This is a genomic window from Nocardioides sp. Root151 (assembly GCF_001427925.1).
Classification (GTDB): domain Bacteria; phylum Actinomycetota; class Actinomycetes; order Propionibacteriales; family Nocardioidaceae; genus Nocardioides.
The window spans coordinates 1,126,103-1,145,117 of record NZ_LMGG01000001.1 but is presented as its reverse complement, the minus strand read 5'-3'; the positions used below and the strand labels follow the sequence as shown (position 1 = coordinate 1,145,117).

Below are 19,015 nucleotides of genomic sequence, written 5' to 3'. Positions count from 1 at the left end.
TCAGGGCTTCAGCGAGACCCAGCGGCCGGTCTTGTTCGCCGCGTCGTCCTCGTCGGCGTAGTAGTAGTAATAGTCCTGGTTGCTGCGACGCGGGGCCATGTTGACGATCACGCCGTACAGCTTGGCGTCGACCTGCTCGATGCGCTGGCAGGCGTCGTGCAGCTGCTCCTTGGTCGTCTTGCCGTGACGGGTGACCAGCAGGGCACCGTCTGCCGCGCGGGCCAGGATCGCCGCGTCGGCCACCGGCAGCAGTGGGGGAGCGTCGATGATGACCACGTCGTACATGTCGCGCAGCTTGCCGATCAGGTCGCGGGTGGCATTGGACTGCAGCACCTCGGTGGGGTTCGGCGGGATCGGGCCGCCGCTGAGGAAGTCGACGCCGGTCTCGGTGTGCTGCTGGATGCTGTCGACCAGCGAGGTCTTGCCGACCAGCACGGTGGTCAGCCCGACCCGGCCCTCGAGTCCGAGCAGCCCGGCGATCCGCGGACGGCGCAGGTCGCCGTCGACCAGCAGCACCCGGCGTCCGGCCTGGGCCAGCGCCACGGCCAGGTTGGTCGAGGTGGTGGTCTTGCCCTCGCCGGGCAGTGCGCTGGTGATCACGAACGACTTCGGCTGGGCGTCGAGGTCGAGGTAGTCGAGGTTGGTGCGCAGCACGCGGAACGCTTCGGCACGCGGTGCGAAGCCGTTGAGGTCGGTCAGCAGGGGGTGCTTGGGCACGTCGGCGTCGTACCCGATGGAGGCCACCACGCCGACACCGCTGATCTTGCGCACGTCTTCGGCGGTCTTGACCGTGTTGTCGGTGATCTCGCGCAGCACTGCGACACCGAAGCCGATGACCAGGCCGATCAGGCCCGCGACGACGAGGTTCAGGAGTGTGCGCGGGGAGACCGGGTCGGAGCTGTAGCTGGCCGGGTCAGCCACCGTCGCGCGGATCGGCGTCGCCGCGCGGTCAGGAGCGTCGACGCGGGTGATGAACTTGGTGAGCTGCTCGGAGTGCGCCTCCGCGATCAGTTGCGCGGCCTTGGGGTCGGGGTCGGTCACGGTGACGTCGATGATGACCGTGAGTGGCTCGACCTCGGCCTTGATCTGGCTGGCGAGCTCCTCGGGCGACTGCTTGAGGCCGAGCTCCTTGATGACCTTCAACATGATCTCGCGGCTCGTGGCGAGATCGGCGTACGACGCCACCCGGCCCGACGACACGAGGCTGGCGGCGATCGCCTCGGACGAGTCCTCGACGTCGGTGGAGATGAACACGCGCGCAGTCGACTGGTACTGAGGAGTCACGAGGAAGGAGTACGCACCGGCGGCCACCAGGGCGACCAGGAACAGGGCGACGATGGTCTTCCAGCGTCGCCGGGCAGTGCGCATCAGGTCTTTGAAGTCCACGCCGAACCTTTGCATAGAGGTGCTGTCGTCAGGTCAACGAAGTCTAGGGCGATCCGTTACTCGTCCGGCGCGTCCGTGACCTCTCCGCGGATGGCTCGTTGACCTCCCGAGAACCCGCCATCCGGGAATGAGGTCGAGCATGACGGAGCTCGCTCCGCGCACGGTGCGTCACGGTGCCACGCTGCCTGCAGCCGGGGTCGCCCTGACCGACCTCACGCCGAGCGTCCACCCCGTGCGTACGGCGTCGGTTCCGCTGGCCCGAAAGCCCGGTCCCCGGGCGCCGGGGGCCCAGGCGCCGACGGCCCAGCAGGACGCCGCACTCGACCTCCCCCCGCGGCGCGTGCCGCTCGCCCGCCGCCTCTCTCGGGTGGTGGCGGTCGTGGCGCTGTGCGACGTACTCGTCCTGGCCCTGACCGCCTTCATCGCGGTCTCGTTCCGGGCCCGGCTCGACGGGGTCCTCGAGAAGGACACCTATCTCGAGTTCGCGTTGTTGAGCGGAATGACCCCGTTCGTCTTCCTGCTCTGGCTGGTCTGCCTTGCCCTCGGTGGCGCCTACGCACGCCGCAACCTCGGCGGAGGCACGGAGGAGTTCCGCCGGGTCGCGATCGCCTCCCTGATGGCGGTGGGCGCGGTCGGCACCGTGTCGTTCCTCAGTCGCAGCAACATCTCCCGCGGCTACGTGATCCTCTGCTTTGCGGTCGGCACGGTCCTCCTGCTCTCCACGCGGTACGCCGTCCGCAAGGTCCTGCACCACCTGCGCCAGACCGGCCGCCTGCACGCACGGGTGGTCGCGGTGTGCTCACCGACCGCGCTCGACGAGGTGAAGGCCAGCCTCGAACGACTCTCGTGGGCAGGCTACACGTTGGTCGGTGCCTGCGTGCCGTCCCACCACCTCGGTGAGCTCAGCTCGGAGCCGTCGGTGCCGATCCTCGGCGGCAGTGACGACATCGTCGCCGCCTGCGAGCTCACCGGCGCCGACACGGTGCTGGTGGCCGGTGGCGGTCACACGTCCTCCCAGGCGCTGCGGCGCATCGGCTGGCAGCTCGAGACGCTCGACGTCGACCTCGTCGTCGTGCCGGGCCTGATCGACGTGGCCGGCCCCCGCATCCACATGCGCCAGGTCGGGGGGCTGCCGCTGGTGCACGTCGACAAGCCCCAGGTCGGTCGCGCCGGCGGGTTGGTCAAGCGCATCTTCGACGTCGTGGTGGCCTCGGCGATGCTCGTCGTACTCTCCCCGTTGATGGCACTGATCGCGCTGGCCATCAAGCTGCAGGACGGCGGGACGGTGTTCTACCGCCAGACCCGCAGCGGTCGCGACGGTGGCACGTTCCGGATGCTGAAGTTCCGCTCGATGGTCGTCGACGCCGACCGCCGGCTGGCCGAGGTGGCGGCGATGAACGAGGCCGACGGCGTGCTGTTCAAGGTGAAGGACGACCCGCGGATCACCCGCCTGGGCCACTTCCTGCGCAAGTTCTCCCTCGACGAGCTGCCGCAGCTGGTCAACGTGCTCTCCGGCGAGATGAGCGTGGTCGGCCCGCGCCCGCCGCTGCCCGCCGAGGTCGAGGACTACCCGGTCGACATGCACCGCCGGCTGCTGGTGCGCCCCGGGCTGACCGGGCTGTGGCAGGTCTCCGGTCGCAGCGACCTGTCGTTCGACGAGGCCGTGCGGATGGACCTGTACTACGTCGACAACTGGTCGCTGATCGGTGACGTGATCATCATGCTGAAGACGGTCCGGGCTGTGTTGCTCGGTCGCGGCGCCTACTGACGGACTTCGCCGACCAACTAGCCTTTCGAGGTGAGCTTCCCCGTCCTGTTCGTCTGCATCGGCAACGTGTGCCGCTCCCCGTTCGCCGAACGGTTGCTGCGCACGCGCCTGGACGCGCTGGGCATCGGTGACCGGTTCGAGGTCTCCAGCGCCGGAGTCCGGGCGATGGCCGGCCGCCCGATGCACCCCGAGTCGGCGCGCACCCTGGTCGAACGCGGCGGGTCCCCGGACGGATTCACCGCGCGCCAGTTCCAGTCAGGACTGGTCGACGCGACCGTCGCCGACACCGGTGGGCTGGTCCTGGCCGCCACCCGCGACATCCGGTCGCGACTGCTCGAGGAGGCGCCGCGGGCGCTGAGACGCACCTTCACGTTGCTGGAGTTCGTCGCGCTCGCCGAAGCGCACCGGGCCGCGGGCGACGTACAGCCCGGCAGGCGCACGCATGCACCGGTCGTGTCCGACGACCAGCGCCTCCGCCGGCTGGTCGAGGAATGCGCCGAAGGTCGTGGCGCCCTTCGCCTCGAGGAGTACGACATCGCGGACCCGATCGGGCGCTCGCCGGAGACCTACGACGGCGTCGCCACACTGATGGCCGACCAGATCGACCGCCTGGCCGCGATCCTGGTGGACCCGGTCTGAGTCAACGCTGCAGGAAATCGCGCGGATTCCGCCGGATTCCCTTCAGCGATGCCTGGGTCAGTAGACCAGCGCCTGCACTCCGTCGCCCAGGGCTTCCTCGACGAAGACCGGCGCTCCGGCGATGCGGATGTCGTCGTACGCGTTCTCGGCCGTGATCGAGCGACGGTCCGCGCACTGCGTGCACAGCGTGACCTGCCCGGCCTCGCGCACGGTGGCCAGCAGGTCTGCCAGGGGAGTGGCCAGCGGCAGCGAGAACTCCTCCGCCTTGCCGGGTACGGCGAACCATGCCGCCTCGCCGGTCAGCCAGAGGCCGACGTCGACGCCGGACACGGCCGCCGCCGCGGCGACCGTGAACGCCTGGTTGCAGCGTTCTGGGTCCTCGACGCCACAGGTCACCTTGATCAAGAGTCTGCGAGCCATGCCCCGACCCTATCTGCGCGAACCGTGGGTTCTTGATGCGCCAACCGTGGATCCTTGATGCGCGAACCGGGAACTCTTGATGGTCCGGGTCGCGGACTAGACTGCCGCCCATGCCGTTCGAGCTCCCTGACAACCTGCACCCCGACTGCGCCCCCATCGCCTGGATGCTGGGCACCTGGCGTGGCAACGGCCACGGCGACTACCCGACGATCGAGAAGTTCGAGTTCGGCCAGGAGCTGATCTTCACCCACGACGGCCGCCCGTTCTTCCACTACATGGCGCGGGCCTGGGTCGTCGACGACGAGGGCAACAAGGTCCGCGACGCTGCGATCGAGACCGGCTTCGTGCGCTGCAAGCCCGAGGGAAAGGTCGAGGTCGTGATGGCGCACAACACCGGCTTCACCGAGATCTGGTACGGCACCGCGGGCGAGGCCCGCATGGAGATCGTCACCGACGCGATCGCCCGCACCGAGACCGCCAAGGAGTACACCGCCGGCAAGCGTCTCTACGGGTACGTCGAGGGCGACCTGCTCTACGCGTTCGACATGGCCGCGATGGGCCAGGGCCTGCAACCGCACATCTGGGCGCGCCTCCAGCGCCAGTGAGTGGCCAGACATGAGTGACGACTTCGCGGACCGGATCCGCTCGAGCGGCAAGCGGCTCACCGCGCAGCGCGAGCTGATCCTCCGGGCTGTCGAGGCGCTCGAGCACGCCACCCCCGACGAGATCCTGACCGAGGTCCGCAAGCACTCCGCCGCGGTCAACGCCTCGACGATCTACCGCAACCTCGAGGTCCTCGAGGAGCTCGGGCTGGTTCGCCACGCGCACCTCAGCGACCGCGCTCCGACGTACCACTCGGTGGGCGAGCACGAGCACTTCCACATCGTCTGCCGGGACTGCCACAAGGTGGTCTCGGTCGATCCCGACGTGGTGGCCCCGGTGGCGCGGAGGCTCGACGACGAGTTCGGTTTCGTCGCCGACATCGGGCACCTCACGGTGTTCGGACACTGCGCCGACTGCCTCCCCGGATAGCGTGCGGCCGTGGCGTCCGGCCCCGGAAAAGGGAGACGGGCCGCAGCCCAATCGGGGGGAGGGCTGCGACCCGCGCAATCGTCCACACTAGCGAGATCTGTCAAGCCGTTCGACCCCCAAATGGGGGGTGCCGCCACGCCCACCGTCATCGAGGGGCTCGAGGGACGGGTCCGTCAGGAAACCACCGACATGCAGCCCTGAACGCACGACGTACGCTGGGGAGCGTGACCAGCCCTCTCCTCGACCTGCCCGGTGCGGTCTCCGGCAACGGAATCGACGCCGATGTCGCCGCGCACTACGGCTCCTTCAACACCGAGCAGCGCGCGCTCGAGGCCGGCGACGGCTTCGTCGACCTGTCGCACCGCGAGGTCATCCGCCTGACCGGGCCGGACCGACTGACCTGGTTGCACAACCTGACCACGCAGCACGAGAGCGAGCTCGGCTCCGGACGCCCGACGATGGCGTTGATCCTGAGCCCGCAGGGCCACGTCGAGCACGCGATGTACGGCGTGGACGATGCCGACAGCGAGACCTTCACCGCCCACGTCGAGCCGGGCCAGGCCCAGGCCCTGATCGACTTCCTGCTCAAGATGCGGTTCATGATGCGGGTCGAGGTCGACGACGTCACCGCCGACACCGCGGTGGCCTGGCGCCCCTCCAAGCGCATCGGCGTCCCGTTCGACGGCTACGAGTTCATCCCGCGCGACCGCTTGACGGCGTACGCCGAGGCGGCCGGCCCGGCAGCCGGCCTGTGGGCCTTCGAGGCGCTGCGGATCGCCCGCGGTGAGCCGCGACTCGGCCTCGACACGGACCACCGCACCATCCCGAACGAGGCCGGCTGGATCACCACCGCGGTCCACCTCGACAAGGGCTGCTACCGCGGCCAGGAGACGGTGGCCCGCGTGCACACGCTCGGTCGTCCGCCGCGTCGCCTGACCCTGCTGCACCTCGACGGTTCGGAGAACCGGCTGCCCGACCAGGGCGCCGAGGTCCACCACGGTGACAAGGCGGTCGGCTTCGTCGGTACGTCGGCACGCCACCACGAGCTCGGCCCGATCGCGCTGGCGATGGTCAAGCGCAACGTCCCGACGGATGCCGACCTCACCGTCGACGGCATGCCTGCCGGCCAGGAGGTCATCGTCGACCCCGACGCCGGTCTCCACGTGCGGCCCAACCTTCGCGGCTGACCGGCACGACGAGCGCGGAACGCGACAACGCGGAAGATCCGGGTCACGTGATGCCTGCAATGTTCCGCGCTGTCGATGCTGGCGTGTCGAACGTCGCCGGGTGGTGGTTGGTCGGGACAACCCGCGACCCGTAGGCTGTCGGCCGTAGTCCCGTCGAAGGAATGGATAGGTATGGCTCTCGAATCTGCCGAGCGTCCGTGGGGATCGTGGCACGTCCTGGATGAGAACCAGGGCTACAAGGTCAAGCGGATCCAGGTGAAGCCCGGTCAGCGGCTGTCCTACCAGACCCACAAGCACCGCTCCGAGCACTGGGTGATCATCTTCGGCATCGCCACCTGCGTGATCGACGGCGAGACCATCGTGGCCGGCCCCGGCGAGTCGATCGACGTCGCCGTCGGCGCTGCGCACCGCATCACCAACGAGCACTCCGAGGAGCTCGTCATCGTCGAGGTGCAGCACGGCGCCTACACCGGCGAGGACGACATCTGCCGCCTCGAGGACGACTACGGCCGCGAGGACGAGGAAGCCAAGGCCTGAGGCCGACGTCCCGGCTCGGCCCGCGTCTCACATTGAGACGTCGGGCCGGTTCAGCACCGGTTCAATGACAGGTGGCCGCATCGAGCCCTCCGATCGACGAGGGTGACCGAGGCGGACGCCGGATCGAGCCGAGCAGAGGAGCCGTCGATGAACGCCGCGCCAGTGGACTGGCAGAGTCACAGTGCCGAGGGCCTGGCCCGACTCCGTGTAGAGGCCATGCCTGCCATGGAGCTGATCTATCTCGATGCCCTGGCCGTTCACCTGCTCGGCCCGGACGCGCCAGCGGCGCCGTACACGGTGGAGCACGGTGCCGCGATCGCCAGCCTGCTGCTCAGGGCCGCCGCCGACTCGGCAGCCGTGGACCTGGTCGTCGAGCCCGATGACCGGGACGCCGCTGCGGCCGCGGCCCGTACGGCGATCGTGGACGGTGCGCATCGGTTCGCGGGGCGCGGGGGACACGGCGTACATCAGCTGGTGACCCGATTCCTCGGCGCCGCGGTCGGCGAGTTGGAGCGGCTCAAGGACACGCCTGAGGCTCAGGTGGCCTCGCTGTTCCACTACGGCCTGCTGGCGATCGCCTCCGGTCCGCAGAACCAGACCACTGCCGAGACCGCCGAGAGCATCCGGGCGACGTTCCATGTCTGGGACGAGCGGATCGGCGACGGGTTCGTGCCGCCGTGGCGCGTCGTCGCCCTCCGCGAGTAACGCGCTGTCCACGACGCTCTGCACCCCTCTGGCCGGGTGCAAAGCGTCAAGAGGGGCGCGGTAGTGCCGCCGTACGCCGGCGACCGTGGATCAGTCGACGGCGAGCTCTCCGAGTCGCGACCAGTCGTCACCGGGGGCCTCGAGCGAGACGATGCGCGGGGTCTCGACCAGGTGCGGCGGCAGGTTCTTCTGGGCATCCTTGAAGTGCTGCGACCCGACGTGTGCGCCGCCGGCGTCACCGTCGCGGAAGGCCTCGACCAGGACGTACTCCGTCGGGTCGTCGAGGCTTCGTGACCAGTCGAACCACAGGCAACCCTCCTCGGCCCGGGTGGCCTCGGTGAACTCCCGGGTGATCTCGGGCCAGGTCTCTGCGCTCTCGGGGCGGACGAGGAACTTCGCGGTGATGAAGATCATCGGCCCAGCAAACCACGATTCCGGAGGACTTCAGTCTCGATTTGAGACCGTACGCCGGCACTTCAGCGGTGCTGTTGACGCTTCGCCCGCGGCACAACGCGTGTGGAGCGACCGTAACCCCGCGTTACTCGCGAGGGGGCGGGGTCAGGTGACGATGCCGTAGTCGCGGATCTTGCGGTAGATCGTGGCCCGCGACATGCCGAGTGCCTCAGCGGCGGCGGACTTGTCGTTGCCGTGGTCGGCGAGGGCGTCGATCACGGCGTCGCGCTCGAGGGTCTCCATCCGCGTCAGGTTGCGACGGGTGGTGGCACGGCACTCCGGCGGCAGGTCCTCCACCTCCACGACGCCGGACCGGCGGACCCGCACGATCGCGCTCATCACCTGTTTGAGGTGCGTGACGTTCCCGGACCACGGGAGCCGCATGAGCTGGTTCATCGCCGGCTTGGACAGGATCAGCTCGGGTGCGCCGGCACGGTTCAGCAGCAGGCGCACCAGCGCCGGCACGTCCTCGAGGTGGTGTCGCAGGGGCGGGACCAGCACGGTGCGCGGGAAGAAGTGCAGCAGGTGGAGGTCGAGCTTGTCGTCGACCGCGCCGGCTCGCGTGGTCAGGGCCACCCAGGGGTCCTGGGCGACCGAGGCGTCCTGGATCTCCTGGAACAGCTCGGTGAGCTCGTCGAGCTGCGTCTCGTCGAGTGCGTGGGCGTGACGGATCACGAGGTCTGTCCCGGCTTCCAGCTCCGCGCGCGCCCGCAGCACGAGGTCCGCGCCCGCGGTCTCGACGTCCAGCACGCTCAGCTGGCGGTTGGACCCGCTGTGCTGGTGGACGGCGGTGACCAGCGTGTGCGTGCCCGCGCCGGACTCTCCCTGGAGCACCACCCACTCGCGCTTGGCGACGGTCTCGAGCAGCTCCTGGGTGACGTGGCGCCACACCGCGCTGGCACCCGCCATGCCGGGAAGGGCCGGCCCGCGCGGCCGGGGCACATGTCCGGCCGTCCGCTGCTCCTTGATCTGGATGATCCCGCCCGCGAGCGCCGTTCCGGCGAAGGTCGGCTGGTAGGCCATCCGTGCGATGACCCCGCTGGGCAGGTCGGCCAGGAAGGTGCACGGGTCCTGCATGCCCACTGCCTCGCGGGTCTGGTCGAGCAGCGCCGCCTGGTCCGTGGCGTCGAAGTGCTGCTGGGCCAGCGCGTTCATCATGAAGACTTTCTCGCCGACCGCGATCACCGGGCCCCCGGAGTGGCGGCATGCGGCGTAGTAGCCGCCGAGCAGGGCGCTGTCGAGCTCGTTGGCCTCCTCCAGGATCCGCTCCTGGATGCGACGGGCAGCCAGCTTGGCGAACGACAGCAGCAGGGAGTTGGAGTTCTCGGCCTTCGTGCTGATGTCGATGACGCCGAGCAGGGCTCCGGTGACCGGGTGGTTGATCAGGGCGCCGGCACACGAGAACTGTCGCAGGTTGCCGGTGTAGTGCTCGTTGCCGTTCACCAGGATCGGCGCGCCGATCTCCAGGGCGGTGCCGATGCCGTTGGTGCCGACGTCCTGCTCGGCGTAGCAGAACCCGGGTGCGAGGTGGACGGCGTCGAGTGCCTTGAGCAGGTGAGAGTCGCCGCCGCCGCGCTGGAGCACGACGCCGTTGCTGTCGGTGAGGATCAGGCACGCCGGCTCGTTGGCCAGCTCGTCGGAGAGTGAGGCCAGCACGGGGCGGGCCGCGCGCAGGAGCACCGACTCGGGGGCGCTCTCCACGTACGTCGGGTCTGGGTGGTCCGTGTCGACGCGGGAGGCGAGTGAGCGCTCCCACGAGATGCGGATGAACGGGCGGACTGTGCTCACGAAAACTCAGGCTACCGCCGCCGGATGTGACCCGCGTCTCACATTGAGACAGGACCGGGGTTCGCCCCCCGGTTTCATCAGTGCTCTCCCCGCCCCGACCTAGGAGGCAACATGAGCAGACAGAGTCTCACCAAGGCCCACGCCAAGATCAGCGAACTCACCTGGGAGCCGACCTTCGCCACCCCGGCAACCCGCTTCGGCACCGACTACACGTTCGAGAAGGCACCCAAGAAGGACCCGCTCAAGCAGATCATGCGGTCCTACTTCCCGATGGAGGAGGAGAAGGACAACCGTGTGTACGGCGCCATGGACGGCGCCATCCGCGGCAACATGTTCCGCCAGGTCCAGCAGCGCTGGCTCGAGTGGCAGAAGCTGTTCCTCTCGATCATCCCGTTCCCGGAGATCTCGGCGGCCCGTGCGATGCCGATGGCCATCGACGCGGTCCCGAACCCGGAGATCCACAACGGGCTTGCGGTCCAGATGATCGACGAGGTGCGTCACTCGACGATCCAGATGAACCTCAAGAAGCTGTACATGAACAACTACATCGACCCGGCCGGCTTCGACATGACGGAGAAGGCGTTCGCCAACAACTACGCCGGCACCATCGGCCGCCAGTTCGGCGAGGGCTTCATCACCGGTGACGCGATCACCGCAGCCAACATCTACCTCACGGTGGTCGCCGAGACGGCGTTCACCAACACCCTGTTCGTCGCGATGCCGGACGAGGCGGCAGCCAACGGTGACTACCTGCTGCCGACGGTCTTCCACTCGGTCCAGTCCGACGAGTCCCGGCACATCTCCAACGGCTACTCCATCCTGTTGATGGCACTGGCCGACGAGCGCAACCGGCCCCTCCTCGAGCGCGACATGCGCTACGCCTGGTGGAACAACCACTGCGTGGTCGACGCCGCGATCGGCACCTTCATCGAGTACGGCACGAAGGACCGCCGCAAGGACCGCGAGAGCTACGCCGAGATGTGGCGTCGCTGGATCTACGACGACTACTACCGCAGCTACCTCCTCCCGCTGGAGAAGTACGGGCTGACCATCCCGCACGACCTGGTCGAGGAGGCCTGGAACCGGATCGTCAACAAGGACTACGTGCACCGCGTCGCGCAGTTCTTCGCCACCGGTTGGCCGGTCAACTACTGGCGGATCGACACGATGACCGACACGGACTTCGAGTGGTTCGAGGAGAAGTACCCAGGCTGGTACAGCAAGTTCGGCGCGTGGTGGGAGAACTACAACCGGCTCGCCTACCCCGGCAACAACAAGCCGATCGCCTTCGAGGACGTGGGCTACAACTACCCGCACCGCTGCTGGACCTGCATGGTGCCGTGCCTCATCCGCGAGGACACCGTGTGCGAGAAGGTCGACGGCCAGTGGAAGACCTACTGCTCCGAGACCTGCCACTGGACCGACGCCGTCGCGTTCCGTGCGGAGTACGAGGGTCGTGAGACGCCCAACATGGGTCGCCTCACCGGCTTCCGCGAGTGGGAGACGCTGCACCACGACAAGGACCTCGCCGACATCGTCGAGGACCTGGGCTATGTGCGCGACGACGGCAAGACCCTCATCGGTCAGCCGCACCTCCACCTCGATGACCCGAAGAAGATGTGGACCCTCGACGACGTGCGCGGCATCCAGTTCATGAGCCCCAACGTGCTCCTGAACCAGATGTCCGACGACGAGCGCGAGAAGCACATCGCCGAGTACCGGCTGAACGACATGTCGAAGATCGCCTGAGCGACCAACGTCCGCCGCCGGGACTCTCGGCCAGCACGGGTCGGCGGCGCCGCCACGAATCAGCGGCGCCGCCGACCCGGCCGACAACCTTCCCGCCAACCCGCCCCCACGGACATCGAAGCATCACGACGAGAGGAGCCCCCATGCCCGAGACGCACAAGATCTACTTCGAGCCCGTCGACATCGAGATGGACGTCGGCGAGGACGAGAAGATCCTGGACGCCGCGTTCCGCCAGGGCATCCACCTGATGCACGGCTGTCGCGAAGGCCAGTGCTCGGCCTGCAAGTCCTACGTGCTGGACGGCGAGATCCAGATGGAGCGCTACTCCACGTTCGCCTGCAACGACGCCGAGGTCGACGAGGGCTACGTCCTGCTCTGCCGGGCGCACGCCTACAGCGACTGCACCATCGAGCTGCTCAACTTCGACGAGGACGAGCTGCTCGGCGGCGTCCCAATCCAGGACGTGACGACCAGGATCGCGGCGATCGAGCCGATGACCCGCGACATCGTGTCCCTGCGACTGACGGCGACCGAGCCCACGACGTACGACTTCAAGCCCGGGCAGTACGCCGACCTGACCATCCCCGGCACCGACGAGACCCGCTCGTTCTCGATGGCGACGACCCAGTCGACACCGGGCGAGGTCGAGTTCCTGATCAAGAAGTACGCGGGCGGGAAGTTCTCCGCCCTGCTCGACGACGGCCTGTCGGTCGGCGACGAGATCAAGCTGACCGGCCCCTACGGGTCGTTCACCCTCAAGGAGGGTCACGTGCTGCCGGTGGTCTGCATCGGCGGTGGCGCGGGCATGGCGCCGATCCTGTCCCTGCTCCGGTGCCTCGAGGAGACCGGGAGCACCAGGCCGGTGCGCTTCTACTACGGCGCCAGGACGGCCGACGACCTCTTCTACGTCGACCTGATCACCACGATCGGCAAGGGCCTGCGGGACTTCGAGTTCGTCGTCTGCCTGTCCGAGTCGATGCCCGAGGACCCCGCGGCGTACCCGTTCGAGGCCGAGGCCGGCAACGTCACCGACGTGATGGCCCGCCGCGAGGAGAGCCTGAACAAGGCCGAGGTCTACCTGTGCGGTCCGCCGCCGATGGTCGACGCGGCGATGGAGTTCCTCGAGCAGCACGGGGTGCCGAAGGACCAGGTCTTCCACGACTCGTTCACCAGCCCCGTGACCGGGGACTGAGCAGCACCACCCGAGCCGAACAAGCAGATCAACCCGGCAGATCAACAAGCAGATCAACCAAGGAGTTGAAAGACATGGCAGACATCACCGATCAGAAGGAACGGAGCTTTCCGAAGATCGAGTTCACCGACTCGGAGGCCGGAGCGCTGACCTTCCCGAGCTCGAAGAGCCGCAGCTACAACTACTACAAGCCGGCCAAGCTGCGGGCCACGATGTACGAGGACGTCACCGTCGACGTACAGCCTGACCCCGAACGGCACCTCACCCAAGGGTGGATCTACGGCTTCGGGGACGGTCCCGGCGGCTACCCCCAGGAGTGGACGACGGCGAAGTCGTCGAACTGGCACGCGTTCCTCGACCCCAACGAGGAGTGGGAGCAGTCGATCTACCGCAACAACTCCGCGGTGGTGCACCAGGTCGAGCTGTGCCTGAAGAACGCCAAGCGGGCCCGGGTCTACGACTCGTGGAACGGCCCGTGGCTGAAGTTCATCGAGCGCAACGTGGGCGCGTGGATGCACGCCGAGAACGGTCTGGCGCTGCACGTGTTCACCTCGATCCAGCGCTCGGGCCCCACCAACATGATCAACACCGCCGTGGCCTTCAACGCCGCCCACAAGATGCGCTTCGCCCAGGACCTGGCGCTGTTCAACCTGGACCTCGCGGAGGCCGACGTCGCGTTCGAGGGTTCGGCGCACAAGGAGGTCTGGCAGGAGGCGCCGGAGTGGCAGCCCACCCGTGAGGTCGTCGAGCAGCTGACCGCCGTGGGCGACTGGTGCGAGCTGTTGTTCGCCACCAACATCGTCTTCGAGCAGCTGATCGGGTCCCTGTTCCGCACCGAGCTGGTGATGCAGGTCGCGGCCCGCAACAGCGACTACATCACCCCGACCCTGGTCGGCACCGGCGAGAACGACTACGACCGCGACCTGGGCTACACCCGGGTGCTGTTCCGCCTGCTCACCCAGGACGAGGAGCACGGCGCGGCCAACAAGGAGCTCTTCGGCTCGTGGCTCGCCAAGTGGGTGCCCCGCTGCCAAGAGGCAGCCCACGCCCTCCAGCCGATCTGGTCCCAGGCCGCCGAGAAGCCGGTCACGTTCGCGACCAGCCAGGCCAACGCCACCGCGAAGTTCGTATCCCTCCTCGAGGACCTCGGCCTCGACATCCCGAAGGAGCTTGACCAGTGAACATGCAATTCGGATCCGCCACGGAGTTCTCCAACATGTGTGGCGTCACCCTGATGAACACCCCGATCGGGCGCGTCGTCGCGGAGGTCATGGGCGGCAAGGACGGCGTCGAGCTGACCGAGTACCCCTCGATGATCCGCGTCGACGGAGTCCGGCTCCTCGAGTTCGAGTACGACGAGCTGACCGACGCACTCGGCACGGAGTTCGACGGCTCGGTCTTCGAGGAGATCAGCTCCACGCACTACGGCCGGATGGTGCACCTGGACGACAAGACCATGTTGTTCGCCAGCCCGGAGGACGCGGCCGAGTACATCGGCTTCGACCTCACGGCCAGCAGCTGAGCCACCCACGAGCGTCCCGTCCGGGGCCCGGGTCTGTGGCCCCGGGCGGGACCTGCAGCAGACCAACAGACCAACAGACCACCAGACGCACGAGAAGCGAGGCACGACATGTACACCAAGGATGGCGAGAACTACTTCATCGTCGACAGTCACGTTCACCTGTGGGACGGCCGCAAGGAGAACCAGAAGAACGTCCACGGACAGGAGTTCATCGACTGCTTCTTCGACTACCACAGCAACCTGAGCCCCGACTCCGAGAAGTGGAGCTACGAGGAGTACGTCTACTACGGCGGCGAGCGCCTGATGAAGGACCTCTTCGACGACGGGTACGTCGACCACGCCATCTTCCAGTCCACGATGCTGATGGAGTTCTACGAGCGTGGGTTCTCCTGCTCCGACGAGAGCTGGGCCCTGACCCAGAAGCACCCGGACAAGCTGACCTACAACCACTCCTTCGACCCGCGCAACGGTGAGGCGGGTCTCAAGCAGCTCGTGGAAGACGCCGAGAAGTTCGACCTCCGGGGCGTCAAGCTCTACACGGCTGAATGGAACGGCGACTCGCGTGGCTACAAGCTCAGCGACCCGGGCTGTCGCACCTACCTCGAGAAGTGCCTCGAGCTGGGGATCACCAACATCCACGTGCACAAGGGCCCGACCCTCAAGCCGTTGGACCGCGACGCCTTCGACGTCGCCGACGTCGACGCCGTGGCCTCGGACTACCTCGACCTGAACTTCATCGTCGAGCACTGCGGACTGCCGCGCCTGGAGGACTTCTGCTGGATCGCCACCCAGGAGTCGAACGTGTACGCCGGGCTCTCGGTCGTGATGCCGTTCATCCACACCCGGCCGCGCTACTTCGCCGAGGTGATCGGCGAGCTCCTCTACTGGGTGGGCGAGGACAAGATGACGTTCTCCAGCGACTACGCGCTGTGGACGCCGAAGTGGCTGATCGAGAAGTTCGTGGACTTCCAGATCCCCGAGGACCTCACCGACTACGCGCAGATCACCACCGACCAGAAGAAGAAGATCCTGGGGCTCAATGCCGCCGCGCTCTACGACATCGAGGTGCCCGAGCACCTCCGGTTGCCGACCTCGGCCGGCGACGCCGAGACGGAGGTCGCCCCGGGCGCGAAGCAGGCCGTGGCGTCATGACACTCCTGGCCACGTCCCTCGAGTCCGAAGTGATGGCCGAGCTGTCGACGGTGCTCGACCCCGAGCTGGACGAGCCCATCACGGACCTGGGCTTCGTCCGCTCGGTGGACATCGACGACACCGGCGTCACCGTGCACGTGCGGCTGCCGACGTCGTTCTGCTCACCGAACTTCGCCTACCTGATGACCTCCGACGCCGTGGACGCGCTGCGCCGCGTGGAGGACATCGGTCAGGTCCGGGTGTTCCTGGACGACCACCACGACTCCGACAAGATCAACGCCGGGTTGGCCGCGGACGCCGGCTACCGGGGCACCTTCGGGGTCGAGGCCGAGGACAGCCTCGACGAGCTACGGCTGATCTTCCAGCGCAAGGCGCACACCGCGGCCATGGAGCGCTGCATCGAGGACCGGCTCAAGCACTCCGGCCTCACCGTGGCGGACATCTACCGCCTGCGGCTGAACAACCTGCCGGGCGGACGACTCAAGGAGGCGCTGCTGCGGCGGCGTACGGCGATCGGGCTGGGCATCGGCCCCCACGCACGGGTGTTCGTCGACGAGCACGGGGAACCCGTGCCGCCGGACGAGGTGCCGTTGCGACTCCGCTTCGCCAAGGCCGTCCGGATCTCCATCGAGGGCAACTCCCACTTCTGCCGCGGGCTGCTGGCCACGCGCTACGAGGAGGGGGAGGACCTCGCCACCCGCATCACCAACACCCGCTCCTCGAGTGGCGGGTCAGCAAGGAGGGCGTCATGAAGGCAGTGCAGGTCGTGGGCTACCACACCAAGATGCAGTTGACAGAGGTTCCCGACCCCGAGGTGCAGGGACCGTTCGACGTCGTCGTCAGGATCGGTGGCGCGGGGGTCTGCCGCACTGACCTGCACGTCCTCGAGGGCCAGTGGGAGGCCAAGTCCGGCGTCGAGCTCCCGTACACGATCGGCCACGAGAACGCCGGCTGGGTGCACGCCGTGGGCGACGCGGTCACCAACGTCGCAGTGGGGGACAAGGTGATCCTGCACCCGTTGATGACCTGCGGCCTGTGCCGCGCGTGCCGCTTCGGTGACGACGTGCACTGTGAGAACAGCCAGTTCCCGGGCATTGACACCCACGGCGGGTACGCCGAGTACTTGCTCACCAACGCACGCAGCGTCGTCAGGATCGACGACTCGCTCGAACCGGCCGACGTGGCCGCACTCGCCGATGCCGGTCTGACGGCGTACCACGCGGTCGCCAAGACGGCCGCCGCCACGCGACCGGGAGACGTCTGCGTGATGATCGGCGCCGGGGGGCTCGGCCACATCGGCATCCAGGTGATGAAGGCGATCTCCGCGGCCACGCTGGTCGTCGTGGACCGCAACCAGGCGGCCCTCGACCTGGCCCTCGAGATCGGCGCCGACCACGCGATCCTGGCCGACGGCAACCACGTCGAGAAGGTGCTGGAGCTCACCGGTGGCAACGGGGCCGAGGCCGTCGTCGACTTCGTCGGTGAGGGCGGCGCGACCGCCGAGGGCATCGCGATGCTGCGCCGGGCCGGCAACTACTACGTCGTCGGGTACGGCGAGAACATCGACGTCCCGACGATCGACGTGATCTCCACCGAGATCAACTTCATCGGCAACCTCGTCGGCTCCTACAACGACCTGCAGGAGCTCATGGTCCTCGCGGCCAGGGGCGACGTACGCCTGCACACGACGACGTACCCACTGGAGGACTTCCAGCGGGCGCTCGACGATCTCGACGCCGGCCGGGTCAGGGGCCGGGCGATCCTCGTGCCCTGACGGCCCGCACCACCCACCCATCAACAGACCATCGATCACTACGTGAAGGGTTGCTCGACATGGCAAAGGAACTGCGATTCAACGAAGACGCTCGGCGACTGCTCGAGTCCGGGGTCAACGCCCTGGCCGACGCGGTCAAGGTGACGCTGGGCCCGAAGGGACGCAACGCCGTCCTGGAGAAGCTCACCGGCCCACCCACGATCACCAACGACGGGGTGACCATCGCCAAGGAGATCCAGCTGCGGGAGCCGTTCGCCAACATGGGCGCCCAGCTGGTCAAGGAAGTCGCGATGAAGACCAACGGCGTGGTCGGTGACGGCACCACGACCGCCACCGTGCTCGCCCAGGCAATGGTCCGTGAGGGGATGGCCGCGGTCACTGCGGGTGCCAACCCGATGCGCGTGCGTCGCGGGATCGAGCGCACCATCCCGGTCCTGATCGAGACCCTGGCCGAGATGGCCGTCGACGTCACCGGGCAGGAGGACCTCGAGCGGATCGCCACCCTGGCGGCCAGCGATGACGAGTCGATCGGCGTCGTGATCGCCGAGGCGGTGGCCCGGGTCGGTCGCAACGGCATCGTCACCACCGAGGAGTCGGAGTCCCTGGGCCTCTCGGTCGACGTGGTCGACGGCATCGAGTTCGACCACGGCTACATCTCCGGCTACATGGTCACCGACCAGGAGAAGATGGAGACGGTCTACCAGAACCCGGTGATCCTGCTGACGAACAAGAAGATCAGCCAGGTCCAGGACATCATGCCGACCCTCGAGCTCGCCAAGCGCGCTGAACGACCCTTGGTGGTCCTCGCCGAGGACGTCGACGGGCCGGCGTTGCAGCTCCTGGTCGGCGGCAACATGCACAACACCATGCAGTCGGTCGTCGTCCGCGCTCCCGGTTTCGGGCACCGCCGCGTCGCCGAGCTGCAGGACCTCGCGGTGGCTCTGGGCGGTCAGGTGATCGCCAAGGACACCGGGCTCGAGCTGAGCGAGGTCACCGCTGCGCACCTCGGCTCCTGCGATCGGATCACGATCACCGAGAGCGACACCACGATGGTCGGTGGGCACGGGGAGAAGGAGCTGCTCGATGCCCGCATCAAGCAGCTGGAGACCCAGTTCGAGCGGGCCCGGCTCGACGCCGACCAGGACAGCCTGCAGCTGAGGCTCGCCCGGCTGGCCGGCACGGTCGCGGTGATCAAGGTCGGAGGCGCCACCAGCGTCGAGCTCAGGGAGCGGATGCTGCGCGTCGACGACGCCCTGTCCGCGACCCGGGCCGCGCTCGAGGAAGGGGTGGTGGCCGGCGGCGGCGCTGCACTCGTGCACGCCCAGGACGCGGTGTCGCGGGTGGAGCTGACCGGCGACGACGCGGTCGGCCGTGAGGTCGTACGGCGAGCACTGGCCGAGCCGCTGCGCTGGATCTCGATCAACGCCGGCTACGACGGCGACGAGGTGGTCGAGAAGGTGGCCACGTTGCCGCCCGCGCAGGGTTTCAACGCGCTGTCGGGTGAGTACGTCGACATGTTCGTCGATGGTGTCATCGACCCGTTCAAGGTGACCAGGGCCGCGCTGGAGAGTGCCGCCTCGATCGCCGCGCTGCTGATCACCACCGAGACCGCAGTGGTCGAGGAAGTCTTCGGGAACCCGGGAGCGATCATGGCGCCCGGCTTCGGCGACCTGGCCGAGGGCATGGTCCGGCCCTCGAACATCTACTGAG

General features: G+C 68.0%; 19 protein-coding genes. 15 read left to right on the top strand and 4 right to left on the bottom strand.

All coding sequences use genetic code 11. The features are described 5' to 3' along the window. A complete protein-coding gene (locus ASD66_RS05435) occupies window positions 1–1,386 on the bottom strand; it encodes a polysaccharide biosynthesis tyrosine autokinase (protein ID WP_056688590.1) in 1,386 nt (461 codons plus the stop codon). 139 nt (window positions 1,387–1,525) lie between these two features. On the opposite strand from ASD66_RS05435, the gene ASD66_RS05430 reads away from it, so the two are divergent. Both ASD66_RS05430 and ASD66_RS05425 read left to right on the top strand, forming a co-directional pair. Beyond that, on the top strand, window positions 1,526–3,154 hold the full coding sequence (locus ASD66_RS05430; RefSeq protein WP_056890243.1) for a sugar transferase: 1,629 nt from the start codon (window positions 1,526–1,528) through the stop codon (window positions 3,152–3,154). Window positions 3,155–3,184: 30 nt separating this feature from the next. Beyond that, window positions 3,185–3,793: a low molecular weight phosphatase family protein gene (locus ASD66_RS05425; protein ID WP_056890242.1), complete on the top strand. Its 609-nt coding sequence runs from the start codon at window positions 3,185–3,187 to the stop codon at window positions 3,791–3,793. 57 nt (window positions 3,794–3,850) lie between these two features. On the opposite strand, the gene ASD66_RS05420 is transcribed toward ASD66_RS05425, so the two are convergent. After that, window positions 3,851–4,213, bottom strand: coding sequence for a DsrE family protein (locus tag ASD66_RS05420; protein WP_056890241.1), 363 nt, complete (start codon window positions 4,211–4,213; stop codon window positions 3,851–3,853). A gap of 110 nt (window positions 4,214–4,323) precedes the next feature. Here ASD66_RS05420 and ASD66_RS05415 point away from each other — a divergent pair, with 110 nt between their 5' ends. From ASD66_RS05415 to ASD66_RS05395, 5 genes are all read left to right on the top strand, one after another. After that, a complete protein-coding gene (locus ASD66_RS05415) occupies window positions 4,324–4,818 on the top strand; it encodes an FABP family protein (RefSeq protein WP_056688576.1) in 495 nt (164 codons plus the stop codon). A 10-nt stretch (window positions 4,819–4,828) separates the two neighbouring features. After that, the gene (locus tag ASD66_RS05410) at window positions 4,829–5,245 is read left to right on the top strand and encodes a Fur family transcriptional regulator (RefSeq protein ID WP_056688573.1); all 417 of its coding nucleotides are present in this window, start codon (window positions 4,829–4,831) and stop codon (window positions 5,243–5,245) included. Window positions 5,246–5,469: 224 nt separating this feature from the next. Continuing rightward, complete coding sequence (locus tag ASD66_RS05405) at window positions 5,470–6,432, top strand: YgfZ/GcvT domain-containing protein (RefSeq protein ID WP_056688570.1); 963 nt, start codon at window positions 5,470–5,472, stop codon at window positions 6,430–6,432. A 171-nt stretch (window positions 6,433–6,603) separates the two neighbouring features. Then, window positions 6,604–6,969 (top strand): phosphomannose isomerase type II C-terminal cupin domain, encoded by a 366-nt coding sequence (locus ASD66_RS05400; protein ID WP_056688567.1) that lies wholly within the window; start codon window positions 6,604–6,606, stop codon window positions 6,967–6,969. Between the two features lie 147 nt (window positions 6,970–7,116). Then, window positions 7,117–7,674, top strand: coding sequence for a hypothetical protein (locus ASD66_RS05395; protein WP_156388543.1), 558 nt, complete (start codon window positions 7,117–7,119; stop codon window positions 7,672–7,674). 90 nt (window positions 7,675–7,764) lie between these two features. Here the strand turns inward: ASD66_RS05395 and ASD66_RS05390 are convergent, their stop codons facing one another. Continuing rightward, complete coding sequence (locus tag ASD66_RS05390) at window positions 7,765–8,088, bottom strand: putative quinol monooxygenase (RefSeq protein WP_056688562.1); 324 nt, start codon at window positions 8,086–8,088, stop codon at window positions 7,765–7,767. Between the two features lie 144 nt (window positions 8,089–8,232). After that, the gene (locus ASD66_RS05385) at window positions 8,233–9,915 is read right to left on the bottom strand and encodes a sigma-54-dependent Fis family transcriptional regulator (protein ID WP_200949878.1); all 1,683 of its coding nucleotides are present in this window, start codon (window positions 9,913–9,915) and stop codon (window positions 8,233–8,235) included. 111 nt (window positions 9,916–10,026) lie between these two features. Here ASD66_RS05385 and ASD66_RS05380 point away from each other — a divergent pair, with 111 nt between their 5' ends. The 8 genes from ASD66_RS05380 (at window position 10,027) to groL (ending at window position 19,014) form a co-directional block, all read left to right on the top strand. Continuing rightward, window positions 10,027–11,664 carry a methane monooxygenase gene (locus ASD66_RS05380; protein WP_056688558.1) on the top strand — a complete coding sequence of 546 codons (1,638 nt, stop codon included), beginning with the start codon at window positions 10,027–10,029 and terminating at the stop codon, window positions 11,662–11,664. A gap of 143 nt (window positions 11,665–11,807) precedes the next feature. After that, on the top strand, window positions 11,808–12,857 hold the full coding sequence (locus ASD66_RS05375) for an FAD-binding oxidoreductase (RefSeq protein ID WP_056890240.1): 1,050 nt from the start codon (window positions 11,808–11,810) through the stop codon (window positions 12,855–12,857). A 74-nt stretch (window positions 12,858–12,931) separates the two neighbouring features. Beyond that, entirely contained in the window at window positions 12,932–14,038 is a 1,107-nt protein-coding gene (locus ASD66_RS05370) for an aromatic/alkene monooxygenase hydroxylase subunit beta (RefSeq protein ID WP_056890239.1), read from the top strand. A gap of 2 nt (window positions 14,039–14,040) precedes the next feature. Next, complete coding sequence (mimD, locus tag ASD66_RS05365; protein WP_156388542.1) at window positions 14,041–14,379, top strand: propane 2-monooxygenase effector subunit MimD; 339 nt, start codon at window positions 14,041–14,043, stop codon at window positions 14,377–14,379. A gap of 108 nt (window positions 14,380–14,487) precedes the next feature. After that, window positions 14,488–15,531, top strand: coding sequence for an amidohydrolase family protein (locus ASD66_RS05360; RefSeq protein WP_056890237.1), 1,044 nt, complete (start codon window positions 14,488–14,490; stop codon window positions 15,529–15,531). Next, window positions 15,528–16,283: an iron-sulfur cluster assembly protein gene (locus tag ASD66_RS05355; protein WP_056890236.1), complete on the top strand. Its 756-nt coding sequence runs from the start codon at window positions 15,528–15,530 to the stop codon at window positions 16,281–16,283. The genes ASD66_RS05360 and ASD66_RS05355 overlap by 4 nt, the downstream gene beginning before the upstream one ends. Beyond that, window positions 16,280–17,305: an NAD(P)-dependent alcohol dehydrogenase gene (locus ASD66_RS05350; RefSeq protein ID WP_056688540.1), complete on the top strand. Its 1,026-nt coding sequence runs from the start codon at window positions 16,280–16,282 to the stop codon at window positions 17,303–17,305. The genes ASD66_RS05355 and ASD66_RS05350 overlap by 4 nt, the downstream gene beginning before the upstream one ends. Window positions 17,306–17,364: 59 nt before the next feature. Then, on the top strand, window positions 17,365–19,014 hold the full coding sequence (groL, locus tag ASD66_RS05345; protein ID WP_056688936.1) for a chaperonin GroEL: 1,650 nt from the start codon (window positions 17,365–17,367) through the stop codon (window positions 19,012–19,014). Window position 19,015: the final 1 nt, after the last annotated feature.

Bases quoted from the DNA above. Each gene is read 5' to 3' on its own strand.
- ASD66_RS05430 (WP_056890243.1), top strand. From the start codon at position 1,526: ATGACGGAGCTCGCTCCGCGCACGGTGCGTCACGGTGCCACGCTGCCT.
- ASD66_RS05420 (WP_056890241.1), bottom strand. From the start codon at position 4,213: ATGGCTCGCAGACTCTTGATCAAGGTGACCTGTGGCGTCGAGGACCCA.
- ASD66_RS05415 (WP_056688576.1), top strand. From the start codon at position 4,324: ATGCCGTTCGAGCTCCCTGACAACCTGCACCCCGACTGCGCCCCCATC.
- ASD66_RS05410 (WP_056688573.1), top strand. From the start codon at position 4,829: ATGAGTGACGACTTCGCGGACCGGATCCGCTCGAGCGGCAAGCGGCTC.
- ASD66_RS05400 (WP_056688567.1), top strand. From the start codon at position 6,604: ATGGCTCTCGAATCTGCCGAGCGTCCGTGGGGATCGTGGCACGTCCTG.
- ASD66_RS05395 (WP_156388543.1), top strand. From the start codon at position 7,117: ATGAACGCCGCGCCAGTGGACTGGCAGAGTCACAGTGCCGAGGGCCTG.
- ASD66_RS05390 (WP_056688562.1), bottom strand. From the start codon at position 8,088: ATGATCTTCATCACCGCGAAGTTCCTCGTCCGCCCCGAGAGCGCAGAG.
- ASD66_RS05380 (WP_056688558.1), top strand. From the start codon at position 10,027: ATGAGCAGACAGAGTCTCACCAAGGCCCACGCCAAGATCAGCGAACTC.
- ASD66_RS05375 (WP_056890240.1), top strand. From the start codon at position 11,808: ATGCCCGAGACGCACAAGATCTACTTCGAGCCCGTCGACATCGAGATG.
- ASD66_RS05370 (WP_056890239.1), top strand. From the start codon at position 12,932: ATGGCAGACATCACCGATCAGAAGGAACGGAGCTTTCCGAAGATCGAG.
- mimD (WP_156388542.1), top strand. From the start codon at position 14,041: ATGCAATTCGGATCCGCCACGGAGTTCTCCAACATGTGTGGCGTCACC.
- ASD66_RS05360 (WP_056890237.1), top strand. From the start codon at position 14,488: ATGTACACCAAGGATGGCGAGAACTACTTCATCGTCGACAGTCACGTT.
- ASD66_RS05355 (WP_056890236.1), top strand. From the start codon at position 15,528: ATGACACTCCTGGCCACGTCCCTCGAGTCCGAAGTGATGGCCGAGCTG.
- ASD66_RS05350 (WP_056688540.1), top strand. From the start codon at position 16,280: ATGAAGGCAGTGCAGGTCGTGGGCTACCACACCAAGATGCAGTTGACA.
- groL (WP_056688936.1), top strand. From the start codon at position 17,365: ATGGCAAAGGAACTGCGATTCAACGAAGACGCTCGGCGACTGCTCGAG.